The following is a 19,149-nucleotide window of genomic DNA, read 5'->3' as shown; positions in this document are numbered from 1 at the left end:
CCGGGCGTGTACGAACCCGGCCCCCCGCGAACGACGAGCGTCGGCGAGTCGGTGGAACTGGCGCCGCGAGCCCCGGACCCCGAGGGAACGTACCGCTGGCGCGTCCGCGACGCCCCCGCCGAAAGCGCCCTGTCGGCCGGCGACGGTCCGGACCGGACCGCGAGCGGCCCGCCGAGTCCGGCGGTCGCGAGCGGCGCGGACGGGGCGATGGATGGCGTCGGAGCCGACGCGTCCGCGGACGCGACGGCCGCGTCGGCGGTGTTGCGGGCGAGCGAGACGAGCCGCGAGGACGACCCGGTCGTCCACCTCGTCCCCGACGTCCCCGGCACCTACGTCCTCGCGCTCGACGCCCCGGACGGCGGCCACCGCCAGCGCGTGCTGGCCTTCCCGGACGAGCGGCGCGAGGCCGAGATCCGCGTCCCGGCCGCCGACCTCGCCGTCGACGAGGACGTCGACCGCGTCTCCCTCCTGTGGGCGCACGGCGAGAACCGACTGGCGCGCCACCGACCCGAGCGCGACGGCGACGAGTGGGTCGCCTCGGTGCGCGTTCCACCCGGGAGGCACGGGTACGGCTTCGTCCCGAACGACGACCGATCGGCGGCGTCTCACGGCGTCTGCGAGGTGCCCGGTCCGGGCCGGCCGCGAGTCTCGCTCGACGCGACGGTCGTCGAGGCCGACGAGACGGACGCGGCCGACCGACTCCGGCTGACCGCCGCGGCCGAGCCGGCTCCCGCCATCGACGGCGTCGAGCGCGGCGGCGACCCGGACGCGATCGACGTGACGTTCCTCGTCGACGACCGCGACGCCGACCCCGAGACGGTCGCGGCGATCGAGTCCCTGGCGGACGGGCGGACGCTCTCGGTCCCGCTCGAGGACCTCCGGGGCGACGGCGTCGCCGACGCGGTTCGAGTACACGCGGTGCCCCGCGGAGAGCGCTACGGCGCCGCGGAGACGGTTCGGATCGAGCCGGGGCCCGACGCGGGCGGCGCGGACGCGGAGGCCGTCGCCGTCGACGACCCGCACGCGACGCCCGAGTGGGCCGCGTCGCCGACGATCTACGAGGTCTTCGTCCGATCGTTCGCGGGCGACACCCTGCCGACGACGTTCCGCGAGATCGAGCGACGGGTCGAGTACCTCGATTACCTCGGGGTCGACGCGCTCTGGCTCACGCCGGTCCTCGCCTCGCCGACGGACCACGGCTACCACGTCACCGACTACTACGACACCGCGAGCGACCTCGGCTCCCGCGAGTCGTTCGAGTCGCTCGTCGACGCGTGTCACGAGGCCGGGATCCGCGTCGTCTTCGACCTGGTGATCAACCACACCTCCCGCGACCACCCGGCGTTCCAACTCCACTCCGCGGGGGTCGACGCGTACGCCGACCACTACCGCCGGACCGACGGCGCGGCGGACGTGACCGGGATCGACTGGGCGGAACTCGGCGACGGCGACATGCCGGACTACTACTTCGAGTGGGGCCGGATCCCGAACCTCAACTACGACAGCCCGGCGGTGCGCGCGTGGCTGCTCGACGTGATAGACGAGTGGGCCGCCGTCGTCGACGGGTTCCGCGCCGACGTGGCGTGGGGGGTCCCCCACGGCTTCTGGAAGGAGGTCGCAGACCGCGTCCCCGAGGACGTGCTCCTCTTAGACGAGACCCTGCCCCACGACCCGTTCTACGGCGAGGGCGAGTTCCACCGCCACTACGACACCTCCCTGTACGAGACGCTCCGCGCTATCGGCGCCGGCGACGAACCGGCGGACGCGGTCGAGACCGCGCTCGCGCGCGGCGAGTGGCTCGGGTTCGGCGACGGGCGCTCGCAGATGCGGTACGTCGAGAACCACGACGAGGACCGCTACCTCGCGGAGTACGGTCGAGACGCGCTCCGGGCGGCCGCGGCGGTGACGTTCACGCTGCCGGGCGCGCCCATGATCTACGCCGGGCAGGAGCGCGGCAACGAGACGTACCGCGGCCCCGTTCGGTGGCACGACGGGGACAACGACCTCACCGGCTTCCACCGCGAGTTGGCCGCGTTACGCGAGGCCGAGCCGCTGCTCCGCGACGGGGCGGTCGAGTTCGGCGGGCGGGCGGCCGACGTGCGGGTGATCGAGGGCGACGCCGAGCGCGTCACCGCCTACGAGCGAACCGCGACCGAGCGCGCGGAGGCCGGTGACCCCGAGGAGGACGCGCTCCTCGTCGTCGTCAACTTCGCCGCCGAACCGGCGACCGTCGCGGTTCCGGACTCGGTCGACGCCGACCTGTTCGGCGACGGCTCGCTTCGGGGCGCGACCGAGGGAGCCGACGACGGCGAGACGCGGGTCGCGGTCGACGCGGTGGCGGTCCTCCGGTAGGTCGGGCGGAGCGGTGTCACGGGTCGATACGCGCGGCAGATTCGACGGACGCCGCCCCGGACCGACCCTTATAAGTGTCGCTCGGACGGGGCGTTCGTATGGACGACCGGACGCTGACCGACCTCCTCCGCCGCTTCGGACTCTCGGACAAGGAGGTCGACACCTATCTCAGTCTGCTCGAACACGGCGAGGCGAAGGCGAGTACCGTCGCCGACGCGGCGGGGGTCTCGAAGCGGTACGTCTACAGCGTGAGCGAGTCGCTGGCGGAGCGCGGCTTCGTCGAGGTGAACGACCACGTCGTGCCGACGACCATCCGCGCGAACCCGCCGGACGAGGTGATCGACCGACTCCGGTCCGACGTGGACGCGATGCGGCCCGGGCTCGCGGAGCGGTACTCGCGCGTGGAGCGGCAGGCCGAGCAGTTCGAGGTGATCAAGTCGCGCGTCACCGTCCTCAAGCGGATGCGCTCGCTGCTCGAGGACGCCGACTCCGAGGTGACGCTGTCGCTCACCGCCGGACAGCTCCCCGAGATCAGGGACGCGCTCGTCGACGCGGTCGACCGCGGCGTCTTAGTCCTGCTCGTCGTCTCCGACGCGGCGGCCGACCTCGGCGCGGACGACCCGGCGCTGTCGGGCGTCGCGAACGTCGTCCGGACCTGGAGCGAGGCGATGCCGACGCTGCTCACCGTCGACTCCGCGGCGGGCGTCGTCGCCCCGCCCGAACTGCTCCGCCGGTCGACGACCGACCGGCAGGCCATCGCCTTCGCGCAGGAACAGCTCGCGCCGGTGATCGTCGGCTCGTTCCTCGGGAACTACTGGCCCGCCGCGACCGAGGTCCTCGTCGCCGACCCGGCGCCGCTCCCGGCCGAGTACACGGACTTCAGACACACCGTCCTCCAGGCGACCTTACGGCTCCGCGCCGGCGACCCGCCGCGGGTGACCGTCGCCGGCAGGTGGACCGACGACGACGAGCCGGCCGAGGTCGTCGGGCGCGTCGTCGAGGCGAAACAGGGGATGGTGGAGCCGACGAACAACGAGTTCCCGGTCGAACACTCCCTCGTCGTCGAGACGGACGACGGCGAGGTCACAGTGGGGGGCCAGGGCGCGTTCGTCGAGGACGTCGAGGCCGACCTCGTGCGGATCGAGCCGGACGAGGAGTAGGGCGGCGACGCGGGCGCCGGTGTACGAGAGGCCGGCGCGCGGGGGACCGGACGCGGAGGGCCGAAGCGCGGAGAGCCGGAGCGGCGGCGGTCGGCGCGTCGCCACGGCGGCGGTCAGTTCCTCCCGGGAACCGACGCGGTCGACGGGCCGCCGTCGAGGGAGGGAGCTTGCGGGTCGACCCTGACCCACCAGTCCGAGCCGGTCGGGTCGCCGGCGGCTGCGAGGAGGGCGGTCCCGGCGATGCGTCCCCGCGGGTCCCGACGGCACACCTCCAAGGCGGCCGGGAGCGTCGCGACCCGTCCGTCCGTAGGCGACAGCGCGTACCCGCTGATCCGGACCGTCGCGTGGTCGGGGGCCCCGGCTTCCGGGGCCGGTCCCGCGTCGCCGGCGCGCTCGTAGCCCTCAACGAGGCCGACGGCCGCGAGGCGGTCGAACGCCGCGCTGACCGGATCGGCGGCGGACGGCTCCGGCGGGTCGGGGAGGCGCTCGGCGGCGTCGGCCACCACCGCCGCCTGCGCCGTCGGACCGAGGTGTCGGTTGAGGGCGGCCCCCATCGCTTCGAGCAGGCAGAGACAGAGCTCGTCGGGGTCGGAGACGCGCTCGGCAAGCGAGAAGTACGCGTCCATCACCGCCGACTCGGCGCGCTCGTGTCCGCCCGCGGAGAGCGCCTCGAACGTCGCCGCCGCCGCGGCGTGACAGAACTCGACGCGGTCGCGGCGCCGCCCCCGCTCGAGCGACTCGCGCGGTCGGGGGCGGTCCGCACGGTCCCCGTCGCGTTCGCCGTCGTCGCCCGCGCGCCGGCGATGGGCGGCGTCGTCCACGATCCGCTCCCGCAGCCGGTCCGGTACCGGCTCGGCTTCGTCGGGCGCGAACAGCGGTCCGCCGTCCTCGGGCACTGCCGGCGGGGATCCGTCGTCTCGCCCCGTCGGACGCGACTGGGGTTCGGCGAACTCCTGTCTGACGACGACGTCGTAGAAGGGGAGCTCCGGGTCGTACCGCCGGAGCGCGTCGCGGTACTGTTCCGTCGCGCGGGCGGCCGCACGGGCCGTCTCGCGGCTGTCGAACCGCAGCCCCGCGGCCGGAACCGGGCGGTCACCGTACCGGGCGCAGACGAGCGAGAACTCGCCGTCCGCGGCCGCGAGCGATTCGATGTGGTCCGCGATCTCGCGGAGAGTGGTTCCGATCACGGGTCGATTTCTGTCGTCGGGTCGGTCATTCCTCGAGGCTCGGGTGCGTCTCCTGCGGGTCCGGGTGCGGCTCGGCGAATCGGTCGCGGGTCGCGTCGAGCGCGGTCGACTCGCGCTCGCGGCGCTCGTCGGCGTCGATCTCCTCGCAGCCGGGCGGCACCTCGCGGCCGCGGTCGGTGAAGTACCCCTCCGGCGCCACCCAGTCGTGGTAGAAGGCGGCGTCGTCGTCCTCCAACAGCGTGACCGCGACCTCGGCGCCGTGGCCGGCGCACACCGCGGCCTGGTGGGGCTTCTCCGCGAGCCGCCCCGCCGCGTACAGGCCGTCGACGCCGGTCCGGCCGCGCTCGTCGACGTCGACGTACGACTTCCCGCGGTCGACGACCCCGACGCCGTCGATCCCCTCCAGGTAGCCGACCTCGTTCTTCGTGGCCGCGACGACGTACCGCGCCCGCACCGGGTCGGCGGTGTCGGTCTCGACGACGAACCGCGCGCCGTCGGCGGCGGCGTCGGACCGCGCGCTCGCCGCCGGGTCGGGGTCGGCCGCCGCGGGGTCGTCGACCGCGCCGACCGTCCCGACCCGGGTGGCCCGCGCGTCGAGTCGGTCCGCGCCGGCGGTCTCGGCCTGTTCGCCGAGGAGGTCGAGGAGCCGGCGCGGGTTCACCCCGAGCGGGAACCCGGGGAAGTTCTCGAGGCGCGCGTTGCGCCGGAGGATCGACTCGCCCGGGTCGACGACGAGGGTGTCGAGCCCCTGTCGGGCCGTGAAGACGGCCGCGGAGAGCCCGGCGACGCCCCCGCCGACGACGGCCACGTCGCGCGCTGCGGTCGCGTCGTCGGTCATCGGCCGAACACCCGGTGTGGGCGGCTGTCGACCGCCCGAATTTCGGTCTGGTCCATACCCGTCGGCACGGGCGCGCCGAAGTAGTGACTTCGGTCGCGGGAGGCGCTCGACCGCGGCGTCCGAACGGCCCGTCCCGCGCCGGTCACCGGCGCACCCGAACCGGTCGCTCGGCCGCGATGAACGGCTCGTCGCGGTCGGTCGCCGCGAACGCGAGGTCGCCGTTCCCGCCGCGCTCGACGCGCCACGTCGGCAGCGCGGGCACGTCGTAGTCGGTCGGGTCGCCGTACGTCGCCGCGACGGTCCACTCGCGGGCGCGCATCTACGGGCCCCCGTTGATGACGTCCGCGACCCGCTCGCGGTCGAACAGTTGCTCGTCCTCCGGGATCTCCGGGTACGGACCCTCCTCGTAGCGGGGCCACGCGCCGAACTCCTCGGGATACAGCTGCTTCGCCGTCATCTCCAGCTGAAAGAGGTTGAGGATCGGTCCCTGATATCGGGCGCCCTGCGGGTGGATGCGGTCGTTTTTCACCGCGGTGACCTCCGAGCCGACCGGGTCCTCCTCGAAGGCGGCCCGCCGGCCGGCCATGTCCGTTCCCGGTTCGAAGCCGCCGAGGTAGAGGATGACGTCGGGGTCGGCCTCGAGTATCGTCTCGAAGTCGACGACCGTGCCGGAGTCGACGCTCCCCTCGAAGGCGTCGCGCGGCCCGAGCGGACGCGTGTGCGACGTGAGGAATCCGGGGTTGCTCAGCGTGTACGCGTAGATCTGCTCGATGTCGGCGGCGGCGACCATGATCGCGGTCGGGCGCTCCGACTCCGGCGGGAGGCCGTCCTCGATAGTCGAGAGGAGTCCGTCTCGGACCTCGGCGAGCGCCTCGTAGCGCTCGCGCTCCCGGAACGCCTCGGCGACGATCTCGAACTGCTCCCACAGGCCGTAGTACTGGTAGCCGTCGGCCCACTCGCCCGTCGGCTCCTGACGGCGGTCGGACAGCGAGTTGCCGAACCACGGCGAGACGCGCTCGGCGATCTCGTCGATGTCCTCTCGGCTCCACGCGTCCTGCCGGGTGATCCACGCCGGGTCCGCGAGGTGGAGGTCGCTGTCGAGTTCGTACAGCTTCTCTTTGTCCGGCTGCCACGAGGAGTACAGGCCCGACCAGTCGAGCGAGACGCCCGGGAGCCGCTCGACGAACTGGTTCCAGAGCCCGTCGTAGTAGTCCGGCGCGTGGAGCGCGGTGACGTCGTCTCCCCGCCCCAGCGCGAACGCCATGCCCGCGTGGTGGGTGAGCCGCGTGAACACCGTCTCCGGCGGCGACTCGAACGTCACCTCGCCCGTCGGCGAGATGGACGCCGTGTAGCTCCCGTCGTCGGCGTCGTCCGACTCGTCCGACGATCCGGCCGAGCCGTCGTCGGTCGATCCGGAGCCGTCCGCGTCGCCGGCGGGCGAGTCGGACTCGGCGCCGCCGGTACAACCGGCGAGGAGGCCGCCGAGGGCGACCGCGCCGCCGTACTTCGCGAACGCTCTGCGAGTCGACTCCGGGGATGCTTCGTCGTTGGGCATATTTTTTGGCTAGCCTAAAACAACTTAACCGCTCCGATCTTTAGGCCCACCTAAAACAGTGGGCGGCGACCCGAGGCGCTCCGGGACGACGAGTCGGCTCACTCCTCGTGTCTGGCTCGCAGCGGCGTGACCCGGGGACCGCGGTCGGTGTCGACGACGTCGGCGTCGACGCGGAACACCTCCGAGAGCAGGTCCTCCGTGACGACCTCCTCCGGGGGGCCGCGCGCTCGGATCTCGCCGTCCTTGAGCGCGACCATCCGGTCGGCGAGGCGGGCGGCCTGTTCGATGTCGTGGAGCACGACGACGACGGTGACCTCGCTCTCCGAACGCAGCGTCTCGATTATCTCCATCACCTCCATCTGGTGGTGTAAATCGAGGAACGTCGTCGGCTCGTCGAGCAGGAGCACGTCGGTGTCCTGTGCCAACACCAGCGCGATCCAGGCCAACTGCTTTTGCCCGCCGCTCAGGCTCCCGACCTCGCGGTCCCGGAGGTGGCCACAGCCCGCCAGTTCGATCGCGCGCTCGACCGCGCGGGCGTCCGCCTCCGTCGTCCGCTCGAAGAACCCGCGGTGCGGGTAGCGCCCGTGGTACACCAGGTCCTCGACGGTGATGCTGTCCGGCGACGTGCTCTCCTGTGAGAGCAGCCCGAGCTTCCGGGCGAGCGCCTTCGTCTCCATCGAGTGAACGTCTCGGCCGTCGAGCAGCACGGAGCCGTCCTCCGGCGCGAGCTGGTTCGCGAGCCCCTTCAGGAGGGTGCTCTTGCCCGAGCCGTTCGGACCGACGAGCGCCGTCACCGCGCCGGGTTCGGCCGCGATCGACTCGCCGTCGATCACGGGTTCGGGGGCCGTCGGATAGCCCAGCACGAGGTCCTCGCCGTCGAGGTCGCTCGCGTCGGAGTCCGCGGCGTCGGTTCCGTGCCGTCCCTCGGTCTCGTTCGGGTCGCCCGATTCGTCCCGCTCCGTCGCGTTCGCGCGTTCGATGGACATTCAGAGGTCACCCACGTTCTGTCGTCGCCGCATCAGGTACAGGAAGTACGGCCCGCCGACCAGTCCGGTGACGATCCCCACCGGGATCTGCGAGTCCGCACCGGTCAGCACGCTCATCCCGAGCCGCGCCCCCACGTCGGCGCCGACCATCAGCGCCGGGCCGACGAACAGGCAGCCGACGATCACGCGCTTGTAGTCGCTGCCGACGAGGTTCCGGACCACGTGGGGGACGATGAGCCCGACGAAGCTGACGATGCCCGCCACCGCGATGCTGGCGGCCGCCGCCAGCACGGCGACGCCGGAGAGTCCGAACCGCACTCGCTCGATCGACATCCCCAGCGACTTCGCCGTCTGTTCGCCGAGGAGGAGGAGGTTCAGCTGCCGCGAGCCCGCGAGCGACAGCGTGAGCGCGACGAGCGTCCACGGGAGGGCCATCCGCACCTGCTCCCAGTCGGTCCCCGTCAGCGATCCGGTCGTCCACTGGATCGCCGACTGGACGACGCCGATGTCGTCGGCGAAGAAGAACAGCCCCGTCTGGAGGCTGCTGAAGACGGTGCCGACGATGACGCCAGCGAGGACGAGTCGGACCGGACTCGTCCCGTTCTTCCACGCGATGGCGTACACGATCAGGAACGCGACCGCGCCGCCCAGCGCCGCGATGACCGGGAGGAACGCCGAGAGCCCGCCGAAGACGACGAGCGTGAGGAGGATCATCAGCCCCGCCCCGGAGGAGACGCCGAGGATGAACGGGCTCGCCAGTTCGTTCCGCGTCACCGCCTGGAGGATGGCTCCGGAGACGGCGAGGTTCATCCCGACGATGACGCCGACGAGGACCCGCGGCAGGCGGATGCTCCAGACGACGAGCGTCTCGCGCCCGAGCTCCGGCAGCTCGCCCCGGAACCCCGTGATCGCCCGCATGAGCTCCTCGCCGGCGAGGAAGTTGAGCAGCCACCGCGGGTCGAGCAGCACCGCGGGGTCGAGGACCGCTCGCCACGCCTGCCCCACCGTCATCGAGTACGCCCCGAAGCTCACCTGAACGAGCCCCGCGAGGACGACGAGGGCGAGGCTCCCGGCCGCGACCGTCAGGAGGCGGGGATCGAACAGCCACCCGAGCCGGCCGTCGGCCGCCGCTCGGCCGCCCGCGACCCCACCGCCGATCGTCCGTCCGTCGCCGCCGGCCGTCGGTCCGTCGCGGCTCATCGCGTTCCCTCCTCGACCGGCCCGGCGTTCGGTCCGTCGCCGGCCGCGTACGTCGCCACCGCCTCGTCGTCCATCGCGTCGAGCAGCGCGTCGGTCCCGTGCGCGTCGACGACCGCTTCCGGGTCGAGGTGGGCGGCGAGCGCGCGGTGTCCCGCCGCCGCGCGGGCCTCCTCCTCGTCGGCGTCGACGTACGCGGAGCGCGCGGCGTCGACGGCGGCCTCGCGGACCCGCGCGAACCGCTCCGAGTCCGGGTCGACCGGTCCGTCCGCGTGCTCGGCGTCGAACCACTCGGCCCAGCGGTCGCGGTCCGCCCACTCGTCGTCGAGTTCCGCGTCGCGGCGGACCCAGTCGACGCGCTCGGCCGCCGCCGGCCACCAGCCGTCGTCGACCCGCGCGTCCGCGACGACCCGTTTGCCGACTCGGGCCCCTCGCCCCGCCGCGGTTATCGCCTGTCGGTCGGCGTCGGACGGCGAGGCGACGTAGAGCCCGTCCACCGGGGTCGTCCCGTCGCGGTCGGCGTACTCGCGGTCGAAGTGTTCGTGGGTCTCGCCGGCGTGGTCGTGGACCTCGAACATCGCGTCGTCGTCGCCGAGCCCGCGCAGGTACTCGCCGTCGTAGCGGGTCGCCGCGATCACCCGGCGGGCGGTGACCGGAGCCCCCTCCTGCGGCGTGACGACGAACCCCTCGGCCTCGCGTCCGTCGGTGTCGACGCCCGACCGCTCGCCGTCGGCCTCCGACCGCTCGACGGACTCGACGAGGTCCACGACGACCGCGCAGCCCGCGCGCTCGGCCTGCGCGCGCATGAGGTCGGCGAGCGTCCCGACGTCGATGCCGGCCGGGAAGCCCGGGTAGTTCTCTAAGTGCGCACAGCGCGCGAGCGACGACCGACCGCGGTCGAAGACGGCGACGTCGAGGCCGTCGCGGGCGGCGAACACCGCGGCCGCACAGCCGGCGGGGCCGCCGCCGACCACGACCACGTCGCGATCGGCGGCGTCGCTCATTCCGCCCCTCCGGTGACGATCGAAGCGACCGCGTCGCGGTCGAACAGGCGCTCGTCGGCCGGTATCTCGGGGTAGTCGTCGCCGTGTTCGTAGCCCGGCCACGCGCCGAACCGGTCGGGGAACAGCTGCTTCGCGGTCATCTCCAGCTGGAACAGGTTCATGATCGGCCCCTGAACGGGGTCCCCGGAGGGGTAGAAACGGTCGTTCGCGACCGCCGAAAGCTCGCCCGCGACCGGGTGGTCGGCCAGATCCTCGCGGGTCGCGCCCACGTCGTAGTAGGAGGCGATCCCGTACTGGTGGAGTACGACGTCGGGGTCGACTTCCAGTAGCTGCTCGTGGTCGTAGGCCGTCTCGTAGGTGACGTCGTCGCCCGCGAACGCGTCCGGAACGTCGAACGGCCGCACGTGCGCGTTCGCGAACCCCGGCCCGTCGGTCCGGGAGGGGTAGTAGGTCCCGTCCATGTAGATGAGCGCGGCTACCGTCGGGCGCTCCGACTCCGGCGGAAGATCGCTCCGGATCGTCTCGATCAGGTCCCGCCGAACGGCGTCGAGCTGCGCGAAGCGTTCCGACTCGCGGAACGCGGCGGCGACGCGTTCGCCGATCTCCGGGAGGGTGTAGTACGCGTAGTCGTCGCGACAGGCCTCGGGCGGCTCGGAGTGACGGCGGCTGTAGACGTTCCCGAACCACGGCGCGACGCGGTCGCGGACGTCGGCCACCTCGTCCTCGCTCCACCCGTCGAACGACGCGAACAGGCAGGGGTCGGCGAGGTGGAGGTCGGAGTCGAGTTCGTACAGCAGTTCGCGGTCGACGGAGATGCCGCCGCCGGACCCGGAGTTGAGCTGCGTCAGTCCCTCGCGGTCGAAGGAGACGCCGTCGAGGTCCGCGTAGTAGGCGTCCAGCGTGTTCCCGCCCGCCTCGGCGTCGAACCCGAGCGAGTTGACCGCGTCGCCGTGCCCGAGCGCCACCGCCAGGTCGGCGTACAGCAGACTGTACACCATGACGTCCTCCGGGACCGAATCGAAGGTGACCTCGCCGACCGGCGCCATCTCGGCCGTGTACGAGTCCGCGTCGCTCTCGCTCGGCGAGTCGTCTCCGCCTGAGCCGTCGTCCACGGAGCCGTCTCCCTCCGCGGAGTCGGAGCCGTCCGGCGCCGACTCGGTGCCGCTACATCCGGCGAGCAGTCCGGCGCCGGCGACGGCGCCGCAATATCTAATCGCGTCGCGTCGCGTGCCGGCGGGTCGGTCCGCGTCTCGTTCCATACGATTTAGGCCTGCCTAAAGAATTAAGACGGTTTCGAATGTTAGGCGACCCTAAAACCTGAGGGGAGGCCCAGAGCGGAGCGCGCGGCGCAGGCGCACCGCGACGGCGGCGAGAACCCTTCGTGACCGCAGCGAGGGAGAACCGCGGATCACGCCCGAGACGAGATTTCGTATCGCGCCATGTGATTTATTCCGCGCCGAACGACCGAACGCTCTCGAACGAGCCGTCGGCGATAGCGGCCGCGATTCCGTCGGTATCGACGTCTCTCGGCACTTCGTGGGGGTATTTTCGGCCGAAGTAGCGGAGGAGGTTCTCGACGTCGCGTTCGAGGAACTCCCGAGCGTTCTCGTGGTCGACGGGCACCGCCTGGGGCCAGTCGAATATCGTCACGCCGCTCTCGGCGACGGCGACGTTGTGCTCGGAGACGTCCGCGTGGACCCAGCCGAGGTCGTGGGCGGTCGCCAGCTCCCGGAGGATCAGGTCGAGGACGCCGACCGCCTGCTCCGGGTCGAGCTTCGCGCGCGCGAGTTCCACGCCGGCGAACTTCTCCATCACGATGGCGTGCCGGTTGTGATCGACCGGTCGCGGCACGCTCACGTCGGGGTACATCGCCTCCATCGCCTCGTACTCGCGTTCGGCCGCCTTGCGCGCGGTGTACAGCCACGAGACGTGGTCCCGGTCGGCGGTGTACTCGCGTTCGCGGTTCACCTCGCGGAAGTTGGTGTACCCCTCGCGGTGGTACTTCAAGGCGAGCGGTCTGAACGACTGCGCCTCGTACACGTCGCCCTCCTTGCCGAGCCCCAGGGGCGACCCGACGCCGTCTATCGTCTCGCGCTCGGCGAAGGTCCGGAGCGCGAGGGCGTCGTATCCCTCGAATGTGAGCTGGTACCCCTCGTACTGGATCGTCTTCCGCTCGATCAGCTCGCGGTCGAGACAGCGGTCGATCCGATAGTCGACCTCCTCCCGCGTCAGGTCGGCGTAGTCCGGGATCTTGTCGCGGCGGACCCACTCCGAGAACCGCATCCCCTGCTCGACGCCCGAGAGGAGGTAGAAGTCCTCGGGCTCGAGCGCCGCCATGTCGCTCGCCACGTTTCGAACCATACGCGCCCCTACTCCGGCGATTCCTAAAAGGGACGCGCGTTCGACGGAGCGTGCGTATAGTGGATACCGCGATATCAAATCCGAAACGTGGCGGGGACCGACGCCGAGCGCAACCGCTTTCGGCGAAGCGCCCGACCTGCCGGTATGACCGCGCCCGCCGTCGACTGGCGGCTGATTCGCGAAGAGCAGCGACCGGGACCGACGCAGATGGCGTTAGACGAGGCGGCCGCCGAGACCGCCGCGGACGGGGGCCCCGCGACGCTCCGGACCTATCGCTGGGACCCGAGCTGTCTGACCCTCGGCCGCCATCAGGACCCGGAGACCGTCGGATGGGAGTTTTGCGATCGCGAGGAGATCGACGTCACGCGCCGACAGACCGGCGGCGGCGGGATCTATCACGACGCGCACGGCGACATCGCGTACTCGATCGCGGTCCCCGCGGAGACGGTGCCGGGCGAACTGCTCGACTGTTACCACCTGCTGTGTGAACCGATCCTCGACGCGTTCGACCGACTCGGCGTCGACGCGGACTACGTCGAGGAGTCGGTCCCGGAGCTGTACCACCCGGCCTGCTACCTCCGCGAACTCCACCCGGCACACGACGTGGTCGCCGCGGGCCCCGGCGGCGAAAAGCGGCGGAAGATCGCCGGCAACGCGCAGTACCGCAAACGCGACGCGGTCGTTCAACACGGCTCGCTGACCTTCGCGGTCGACGCGGTGCGCCACCTCGCGACCTTCGCGGACCCGCCGGTGACAGCCGAGGCGTTCGGCGAGCGCGTCGTGGGGATCGACGAGCTCACCGACGTCGACCGCGCGGACGCGGTGGCGGCGCTGGAGTCCGCGCTGGCCGACTGGGCGGGCACCGCACCCGACGCGACCGTGGACCTCGACGGGTCGTGGACGGACGCGGAGCTGGACCGGGCCGAGGAGTTGGTCGAGACGAAGTACCGCGACGACGGCTGGGTGCGGACGCGGCCCGGGGACTCCAGAGCGTAGCGGCGGAGGTCGTCGGTGACGCGCCACCGCCCGCTTCCGAAGGGGCTTTTTCGACCGCACGCGTGTGAAGGGTATGAGCCTCAAGGTCGGAGCGCACGTCTCCATCGCCGGCGGCGTCGACAACGCCGTGGCGAACCAGGTGGATGTCGGCGGCAACTGCGGACAGATATTCACCCATTCGCCGCAGGTGTGGCAGGACCCGAACATCGGCGACGAGGAGGCCGAGCGATTCCGCGACGGCACCGAACGCGACCTGGAGGGCCCGTGGGTGATCCACACCTCCTACCTCGTGAACCTCTGTACGCCGAAGGAGGGGCTCCGCGAGAAGTCGCTCGACGCGATGCAAAAGGAGGTCGACGCGGCCGCGAAGCTGAACATCCCCTACGTGAACGTCCACCTCGGAGCCCACACCGGCGCGGGCGTCGAGGGCGGTCTCGACAACGCCGCCTCGGTGATCGACGACGTCGACGTCCCGGACGGCGTCACGATCCTCGTCGAGAGCGACGCGGGCGCGGGGACGAAGCTCGGCGGCGAGTTCGAACACCTCGCGGGCGTCATCGACCGCACCGAGACCGACATCGACGTCTGTCTCGACACGGCCCACGCCTTCGCCGCGGGCTACGACCTCTCGACGCCGGAAGCGGTCGACGAGACGATCGCCGAGTTCGACGACGTGATCGGCCTCGAACACCTCCGGTACGTTCACCTCAACGACTCGAAACACGCCTGCGGCACCAATAAGGACGAACACGCCCACATCGGCGAGGGCCACATCGGCGAGGCGGGGATGGAGCGCTTCCTCAACCACCCCGGGCTGGCGGACGTGCCGCTCGCGTTAGAGACGCCGACGGAGGACGGCAAGAGCTTCGCGTGGAACATCGACCGAGTGCGCGACCTCCGTCAGGACTGAGACGATCGAGACGAGAGGTGTCGAGGCGTGAGACGGGCGAATCGGCCGACGACCGCGGCGGAACGGCTGTCGTGCGTCCGACGCGGATTTAAGTATCGCGCTGAGCGATCCACGGTCATGCCCACCACGAAGGCGCTGCTGGTCGGACGCCGACGCGGGCTCGGGGTCTGGCTGGTGATCGGGTTCGCCGCCGTCGTGGCGCTCGGCCACCTCGTCGCGTTCGCCGCCGAGTCGGCCGACGTGACGGCGGCGACCGCGCTCACCGACCGACTGCTGCCGCTGCTCGTGTTCTACGCGCCGGCGCCGCTGGCGGCCGCCGGGGCCTACGCCCGCTGCGGGGGACCGGCGTGTCTGGCCGTCGGCGTCGTGCCGGCGGTGGTCCTCGGCGGGCTCGTTCTCGTCGGGACGGCGGTCGGCGTCCCCGGCGTCAACGGCGGCGACCCGGCCATCGGCGACGTGACGCTGAGCTTCGCCGCGGTGGGACTGACGAGCGCGTTCCTCGGCTACTGCGCCGGCGTGACCGCCGTCCTCGCCGCCGACCTGCTCGGCTTCGGGAGCGGCGACGACGACTGAGCCGGTCGTGACCGTCGGCGACCGATCTCCGGACGTTTATTTTCGCCCCCCGCGAAGCGGGCCCGTGCGACGCTTCTCCGCCGAGTACCTCGAGCACACCCGCCGCGGGATGTGGGATGACGGTCGCGACGCCCTCGCCGACCTCCGGCTGCCGAGCCGCGAGCGCGTCCTCGACGTCGGCTGCGGGACGGGCGAGCTGACCCGCGTGCTGGCCGCGGAGGCGAGCGGAGGGGAAAGCGGCTCCGACGCGTCGGTCGTCGGCGTCGACGCGGACCGCGACCTGCTGGCGGTCGCCCGCGAGGAGAGCGACGACCGGATCGGCTACCTCGCGGGGGACGCGACGCGGCTCCCCGTCGCGGACGGGGCGGTCGATCTGGCCGTCTGTCAGGCCCTCCTCATCAACCTCCCCGACCCGACCGCGGCGGTCCGAGAGCTCGGCCGGGTCTCCTCGGACCTCGTCGCCGCGGTCGAACCGGACAACGCCGACGTGCGGGTGGCCTCGACGGTCGTCGCCGAGGAGCGGTTAGAGCGCGAGGCCCGCGAGGCGTACGTCGACGGCGTCGGCACGGACGTGGCGCTCGGCGACCGCGTCCGCGAGGCGTTCGAGGCGGCGGGGGTCACGGACCTCCGCACTCGGCGCTACGTCCACGAGAAGCGGACCGAACCCCCGTACGACGAGCCGGCGCTCCGATCCGCGGCCCGGAAGGCGTCCGGCGCGGGACTGGCCGACCACCGGGCGGAGCTGGTGGCCGCGACCTCCGAGGCGGCCTACGACGACCTCCGCGGGCGCTGGCGCGAGATGGGCCGGGAGGTGGTCGACGCCATCGACGCCGGCGAGTACGAGCGCGTCGAGTACGTCCCGTTCGACGTGACGGTGGGGCGAGTCAGGGACGCGAGCGAGCGTCGCTGAACGGCGTGGGGGCTGCCGTCGCCGGCTTACACCATGTCGCCGCGGACGGACGCGCCCTCCTGCTCGGCCCGCTGCCGTTTGAGCACGTCCGCGGCCTCGTTCGCCGCGTCCTCGTCGGCGCCGAGCATTCCGAGCGCGGCGGGCAGCGTCGGCATCGCGAGGGAGGCCTCGCGGAGGCGCTCGAACGCCTCGTCGTCGCGCGTGCCGTCGACCCACAGGCAGACGCCGCGGGGGTCGAGCACCTCCTCGTAGGCGTCGCGGGCGAGCGCGCCCTTCAGCCGCTGGCGGACGTTGTCCTCGAAGCTCGCGTTACACACTTCGAGGTGGATCGGCTCGTCGTCGGCGACGAGCTCGGCCGCGAGACACTTCTCGGGGGCGGCGTACCCGTTGTCGCTCGTCCGGACCTGGTCCGGGTTCGCCGCCGCCCACTCGGCGTCGACCGTGGTGCCGACGCCTTGGACGCCGTACTCGGCCGCGAACTCGGCGGCCGCGTCGGCGTCGCCGCCCATGATCACGTCTTTGGTGAGGTAGACGTCGAGGCGCTCGACCGGGTCCAGCCCGAGCGCCACGTCGCCGAACGCCCACACCTCGCGGACGGGCACCGGCATCGGCTCGCCCGCGACGCGGTCGACGAGCGACTCTAATCGGTCGACTGCCCGTTCGCGTTCCATTGGCGAGGCGTAGGCGGCGGGCGGGCAAACCGGTTACGCTCGGCCCGGTTCAGACGCGGTCCAGCCGGGCCGCCACGTCGTCCCAGTGGCCGCCCTTCCAGAACCACTGCCCGCAGTCCGTACAGCGCCACCCAGGCCGGGCCGCTCCCACCTCGTCGGGGACGTAGTCGGGGCGGTCGGCGGGAGCGACGGGGTCGTCGTCGCTCTCGTTCGCGGTCGACGCGACGCGCTCGACGGGCCCGTTACACGCCCCGCACCGGGTCGGCTCGTCGGCGAGTTCGGCGGGGAAGCCGGCCGCGTCGAGCTCGCGGAGCTGATCGAGCACGTCGCGTTCGGCGAGGAGGACCGAGTCGACCGCGGGGTCGGCGGCGGGAGCCCGAGCCGCGAGGTCGCGGTCGCGGGTGACGAGCACTCGTCCCTCGGCGGCCGCGAGCGAGAGGAGCCGGTCGTCGGCCTCGACCCCGCGGTCGAGCGCGTACGCGGCGTCGTACCCGCACAGCCGGAGGTAGGTGGCGAGCTTGCCGCACATGACGTCGATCAGGACCGGCGGCCGCTCCCCGACGGAGGGCCCCGAGCCGTCGAGCGAATCGCCGCCGTCCCCCTCCGTCATTCGAGCAGGAACGACCGGAGGCCGTTGAGCGAGCGCGCGTTGAGCACGTCTGCTGCCTCGGCCCAGCCGCGCCGCGCTGTGTGGACGCCGTACCGGGCGTTATCGAGTTCGCGGGGGGCGTGCGCGTCGGTGTTCACGGCGATCGTCGCGCCCGCCTCGACGGCGGCCCGGACGAACTCGCCGTCCGCGTCGAGCCGGGCGGGGTTCGCGTTCACCTCGATCGCGACGCCGTTCGCCGCGGCGGCCTCGACGACCGCCTCGACGTCCGGGTCGAGGCCGGGTCGCTCGTTGATCAGGCGACCGGTCGGGTGGCCGAGAATGTCGACGTGCGGGTGTTCGACCGCCCGGACCAGCCGCTCCGTGGCCGCGTCGGCGTCCTGTCCGAGCGCGGCGTGGGGCGACGCCACGACCAGATCGAGGGCCGCGAGCGTCTCGGGATCGGTCGAGAGCGCCCCGTCGGCGTCGATGTTGGCCTCGATCCCGTGGAAGATCGGGATGTCGACGTCCTCGGCCGCCGCCGCGATCGCCGCCGCCTGCTCCTCGATGTCGTCCTCGTCGAGGCCGACCCCGCCGACCATCCCCGGCCCGGTCGCGTGGTCGGTGACGACGTGGTAGTCGTAGCCGCGGTCGGCGGCCGCCGTCGCCATCTCCGCGATCGAGAAGCCGCCGTCCGACCAGTCGGTGTGGGTGTGGAGGTCGCCGCGCAGGTCGCCCGGTTCGACGAGGACCGGGAGGCGCCCCTCGGCGGCGGCGTGGACCTCGCCGCGGTCCTCGCGCAGTTCGGGCGGGATCGGGTCCAGATCGAGCGCGCGGTAGACCCCGTCCTCCGTCTCCCCGGCGACGCGGTCGCCCGCCCGCGTCGCGGTGGCGTCCTCGGCGTCCGCGGTCTCGTCCTCGGCGTCACCTCCGCCCTCGGCGTCGGCACCGTCGGCGTCGTCGGCCGCCTCCTCGACGTCGCTCACGTCGAAGAGCCCGTACTCGTTCAGCTTCAGCCCGCGGTCGATCGCCCGGTTTCGGACGGTCACGTTGTGGGCGCGCGAGCCGGTGAAGTACTGGAGCGCGGCGCCGAACTCGTCGGGGTCGACGATCCGGAGGTCGACGCGGGTGCCGTTCGCGCGGACGCTCGCCTTCCCGGTGCCGGCCTCGATCGTCGCGTCCGCGGCCGGCCATTCGGTGAACGCCTCGACGATCGGCTCGCGCTCGTCGCTGGCGACGAGGACGTCGACGTCGCCGATGGTGGCCTTCCAGCGGCGGATCGACCCGCACACCTCGACCGACTGGACGTCGTCGCGGTCGCCGAGGTACGCGAGCGCGTCGTCCGCGACCGGGCGGGCGTCGCCGAGGCGGGTCCGCTCGCGGGACTCGCGGGCGAACGGAATGTTGTCGAGGATGTTCTGTTCCGTCTTGGCGCCGAACCCGGACACCTCCCGTATCTCGCCCGCCTCCGCGCCGGCCTCCAGTTCGTCGAGGTCGGCGATCCCGAGCGCGTCGTACAGCGTCCCGACCGTCTTCGGACCGACGCCCTCGACCGCGGTCAGGCCGGCCATGTCGACCGGCAGCTCCTCGCGGAGCTCCTCCAGCTCCTCGATCGTCCCCGTCTCGACGTACTCGACGATCTTCGCGGCGATGGCGTCGCCGACGCGGTCGATCTCGGCGACCGCCTCCTCGCCGTCGGCCGCGAGCCCCTCGATCGGCGCGGGGTGGTCGCGGACGTTCTCGGCCGCTCGGCGGTAGGCGGTCGGCTTGTACTCGACATCGGTCGCCTCCAGCAGGTCGGCGAACTCCTCCAACCGGGTCGCGACCTCGTCGTTCCGGCTCATCTGTCCGGAGTTCGGTCGC

General features: G+C 72.4%; 18 protein-coding genes. 6 read left to right on the top strand and 12 right to left on the bottom strand.

All coding sequences use genetic code 11. The features are described from left to right. The first annotated feature begins 6 nt into the window (after positions 1-6). Positions 7-2,352, top strand: coding sequence for an alpha-amylase family glycosyl hydrolase (locus tag ABDZ89_RS04955; RefSeq protein ID WP_343777139.1), 2,346 nt, complete (start codon positions 7-9; stop codon positions 2,350-2,352). Positions 2,353-2,450: 98 nt separating this feature from the next. Beyond that, positions 2,451-3,512 (top strand): TrmB family transcriptional regulator, encoded by a 1,062-nt coding sequence (locus ABDZ89_RS04950; protein WP_343777138.1) that lies wholly within the window; start codon positions 2,451-2,453, stop codon positions 3,510-3,512. 113 nt (positions 3,513-3,625) lie between these two features. On the opposite strand, the gene ABDZ89_RS04945 is transcribed toward ABDZ89_RS04950, so the two are convergent. The 9 genes from ABDZ89_RS04945 to ABDZ89_RS04905 all read right to left on the bottom strand — a co-directional run bounded on the left by ABDZ89_RS04945 (position 3,626) and on the right by ABDZ89_RS04905 (position 12,640). Beyond that, positions 3,626-4,699: a DUF7551 domain-containing protein gene (locus tag ABDZ89_RS04945; protein WP_343777137.1), complete on the bottom strand. Its 1,074-nt coding sequence runs from the start codon at positions 4,697-4,699 to the stop codon at positions 3,626-3,628. A 25-nt stretch (positions 4,700-4,724) separates the two neighbouring features. After that, complete coding sequence (locus ABDZ89_RS04940; protein ID WP_343777135.1) at positions 4,725-5,537, bottom strand: FAD-dependent oxidoreductase; 813 nt, start codon at positions 5,535-5,537, stop codon at positions 4,725-4,727. Positions 5,538-5,679: 142 nt separating this feature from the next. Beyond that, entirely contained in the window at positions 5,680-5,856 is a 177-nt protein-coding gene (locus tag ABDZ89_RS04935; RefSeq protein ID WP_198945714.1) for a hypothetical protein, read from the bottom strand. Further along, positions 5,857-7,092: an ABC transporter substrate-binding protein gene (locus ABDZ89_RS04930; protein WP_343777133.1), complete on the bottom strand. Its 1,236-nt coding sequence runs from the start codon at positions 7,090-7,092 to the stop codon at positions 5,857-5,859. Positions 7,093-7,190: 98 nt separating this feature from the next. After that, positions 7,191-8,078: an ABC transporter ATP-binding protein gene (locus ABDZ89_RS04925; protein WP_343777131.1), complete on the bottom strand. Its 888-nt coding sequence runs from the start codon at positions 8,076-8,078 to the stop codon at positions 7,191-7,193. Next, positions 8,079-9,278, bottom strand: coding sequence for a FecCD family ABC transporter permease (locus ABDZ89_RS04920; protein ID WP_343777129.1), 1,200 nt, complete (start codon positions 9,276-9,278; stop codon positions 8,079-8,081). It lies immediately after the preceding gene. Further along, on the bottom strand, positions 9,275-10,279 hold the full coding sequence (locus tag ABDZ89_RS04915; protein WP_343777128.1) for an FAD-dependent oxidoreductase: 1,005 nt from the start codon (positions 10,277-10,279) through the stop codon (positions 9,275-9,277). Before ABDZ89_RS04915 ends, ABDZ89_RS04920 begins: the two co-directional genes overlap by 4 nt. Then, the gene (locus ABDZ89_RS04910) at positions 10,276-11,538 is read right to left on the bottom strand and encodes an ABC transporter substrate-binding protein (RefSeq protein ID WP_343777127.1); all 1,263 of its coding nucleotides are present in this window, start codon (positions 11,536-11,538) and stop codon (positions 10,276-10,278) included. The genes ABDZ89_RS04915 and ABDZ89_RS04910 overlap by 4 nt, the downstream gene beginning before the upstream one ends. 187 nt (positions 11,539-11,725) lie before the next feature. Next, positions 11,726-12,640 (bottom strand): RIO1 family regulatory kinase/ATPase domain-containing protein, encoded by a 915-nt coding sequence (locus tag ABDZ89_RS04905; protein WP_343777126.1) that lies wholly within the window; start codon positions 12,638-12,640, stop codon positions 11,726-11,728. 144 nt (positions 12,641-12,784) lie between these two features. On the opposite strand from ABDZ89_RS04905, the gene ABDZ89_RS04900 reads away from it, so the two are divergent. The 4 genes from ABDZ89_RS04900 (at position 12,785) to ABDZ89_RS04885 (ending at position 16,029) form a co-directional block, all read left to right on the top strand. After that, positions 12,785-13,636 (top strand): lipoate--protein ligase family protein, encoded by an 852-nt coding sequence (locus ABDZ89_RS04900; RefSeq protein WP_343777124.1) that lies wholly within the window; start codon positions 12,785-12,787, stop codon positions 13,634-13,636. Positions 13,637-13,709: 73 nt separating this feature from the next. After that, positions 13,710-14,546 (top strand): deoxyribonuclease IV, encoded by an 837-nt coding sequence (locus tag ABDZ89_RS04895; protein ID WP_343777122.1) that lies wholly within the window; start codon positions 13,710-13,712, stop codon positions 14,544-14,546. A gap of 117 nt (positions 14,547-14,663) precedes the next feature. Further along, the gene (locus ABDZ89_RS04890; RefSeq protein WP_343777120.1) at positions 14,664-15,119 is read left to right on the top strand and encodes a hypothetical protein; all 456 of its coding nucleotides are present in this window, start codon (positions 14,664-14,666) and stop codon (positions 15,117-15,119) included. A gap of 64 nt (positions 15,120-15,183) precedes the next feature. Continuing rightward, a complete protein-coding gene (locus ABDZ89_RS04885; RefSeq protein ID WP_343777118.1) occupies positions 15,184-16,029 on the top strand; it encodes a class I SAM-dependent methyltransferase in 846 nt (281 codons plus the stop codon). 26 nt (positions 16,030-16,055) lie between these two features. Here ABDZ89_RS04885 and ABDZ89_RS04880 read toward each other — a convergent pair whose 3' ends face one another. Genes ABDZ89_RS04880 through ABDZ89_RS04870 form a run of 3 tightly spaced genes read right to left on the bottom strand, consistent with a single transcriptional unit; the run spans position 16,056 to position 19,130 of the window. Beyond that, a complete protein-coding gene (locus ABDZ89_RS04880; protein ID WP_343777117.1) occupies positions 16,056-16,700 on the bottom strand; it encodes a DUF7095 family protein in 645 nt (214 codons plus the stop codon). 49 nt (positions 16,701-16,749) lie between these two features. Then, on the bottom strand, positions 16,750-17,310 hold the full coding sequence (locus tag ABDZ89_RS04875) for a Mut7-C RNAse domain-containing protein (protein WP_343777115.1): 561 nt from the start codon (positions 17,308-17,310) through the stop codon (positions 16,750-16,752). Further along, a complete protein-coding gene (locus tag ABDZ89_RS04870; protein WP_343777113.1) occupies positions 17,307-19,130 on the bottom strand; it encodes a DNA polymerase/3'-5' exonuclease PolX in 1,824 nt (607 codons plus the stop codon). The genes ABDZ89_RS04875 and ABDZ89_RS04870 overlap by 4 nt, the downstream gene beginning before the upstream one ends. Positions 19,131-19,149 lie beyond the last annotated feature (19 nt).

The sequence above is a fragment of the Halorubrum ejinorense genome (genome assembly GCF_039522565.1).
GTDB classification, from domain to species: domain Archaea; phylum Halobacteriota; class Halobacteria; order Halobacteriales; family Haloferacaceae; genus Halorubrum; species Halorubrum ejinorense.
The sequence above is the reverse complement of the archived record's forward strand: the minus strand, read 5'-3'. Positions and strand labels throughout refer to the sequence as shown.

Bases quoted from the DNA above. Each gene is read 5' to 3' on its own strand.
- ABDZ89_RS04950 (WP_343777138.1), top strand. From the start codon at position 2,451: ATGGACGACCGGACGCTGACCGACCTCCTCCGCCGCTTCGGACTCTCG.
- ABDZ89_RS04940 (WP_343777135.1), bottom strand. From the start codon at position 5,537: ATGACCGACGACGCGACCGCAGCGCGCGACGTGGCCGTCGTCGGCGGG.
- ABDZ89_RS04935 (WP_198945714.1), bottom strand. From the start codon at position 5,856: ATGCGCGCCCGCGAGTGGACCGTCGCGGCGACGTACGGCGACCCGACC.
- ABDZ89_RS04930 (WP_343777133.1), bottom strand. From the start codon at position 7,092: ATGCCCAACGACGAAGCATCCCCGGAGTCGACTCGCAGAGCGTTCGCG.
- ABDZ89_RS04925 (WP_343777131.1), bottom strand. From the start codon at position 8,078: ATGTCCATCGAACGCGCGAACGCGACGGAGCGGGACGAATCGGGCGAC.
- ABDZ89_RS04920 (WP_343777129.1), bottom strand. From the start codon at position 9,278: ATGAGCCGCGACGGACCGACGGCCGGCGGCGACGGACGGACGATCGGC.
- ABDZ89_RS04915 (WP_343777128.1), bottom strand. From the start codon at position 10,279: ATGAGCGACGCCGCCGATCGCGACGTGGTCGTGGTCGGCGGCGGCCCC.
- ABDZ89_RS04910 (WP_343777127.1), bottom strand. From the start codon at position 11,538: ATGGAACGAGACGCGGACCGACCCGCCGGCACGCGACGCGACGCGATT.
- ABDZ89_RS04905 (WP_343777126.1), bottom strand. From the start codon at position 12,640: ATGGTTCGAAACGTGGCGAGCGACATGGCGGCGCTCGAGCCCGAGGAC.
- ABDZ89_RS04900 (WP_343777124.1), top strand. From the start codon at position 12,785: ATGACCGCGCCCGCCGTCGACTGGCGGCTGATTCGCGAAGAGCAGCGA.
- ABDZ89_RS04895 (WP_343777122.1), top strand. From the start codon at position 13,710: ATGAGCCTCAAGGTCGGAGCGCACGTCTCCATCGCCGGCGGCGTCGAC.
- ABDZ89_RS04890 (WP_343777120.1), top strand. From the start codon at position 14,664: ATGCCCACCACGAAGGCGCTGCTGGTCGGACGCCGACGCGGGCTCGGG.
- ABDZ89_RS04880 (WP_343777117.1), bottom strand. From the start codon at position 16,700: ATGGAACGCGAACGGGCAGTCGACCGATTAGAGTCGCTCGTCGACCGC.
- ABDZ89_RS04875 (WP_343777115.1), bottom strand. From the start codon at position 17,310: ATGACGGAGGGGGACGGCGGCGATTCGCTCGACGGCTCGGGGCCCTCC.
- ABDZ89_RS04870 (WP_343777113.1), bottom strand. From the start codon at position 19,130: ATGAGCCGGAACGACGAGGTCGCGACCCGGTTGGAGGAGTTCGCCGAC.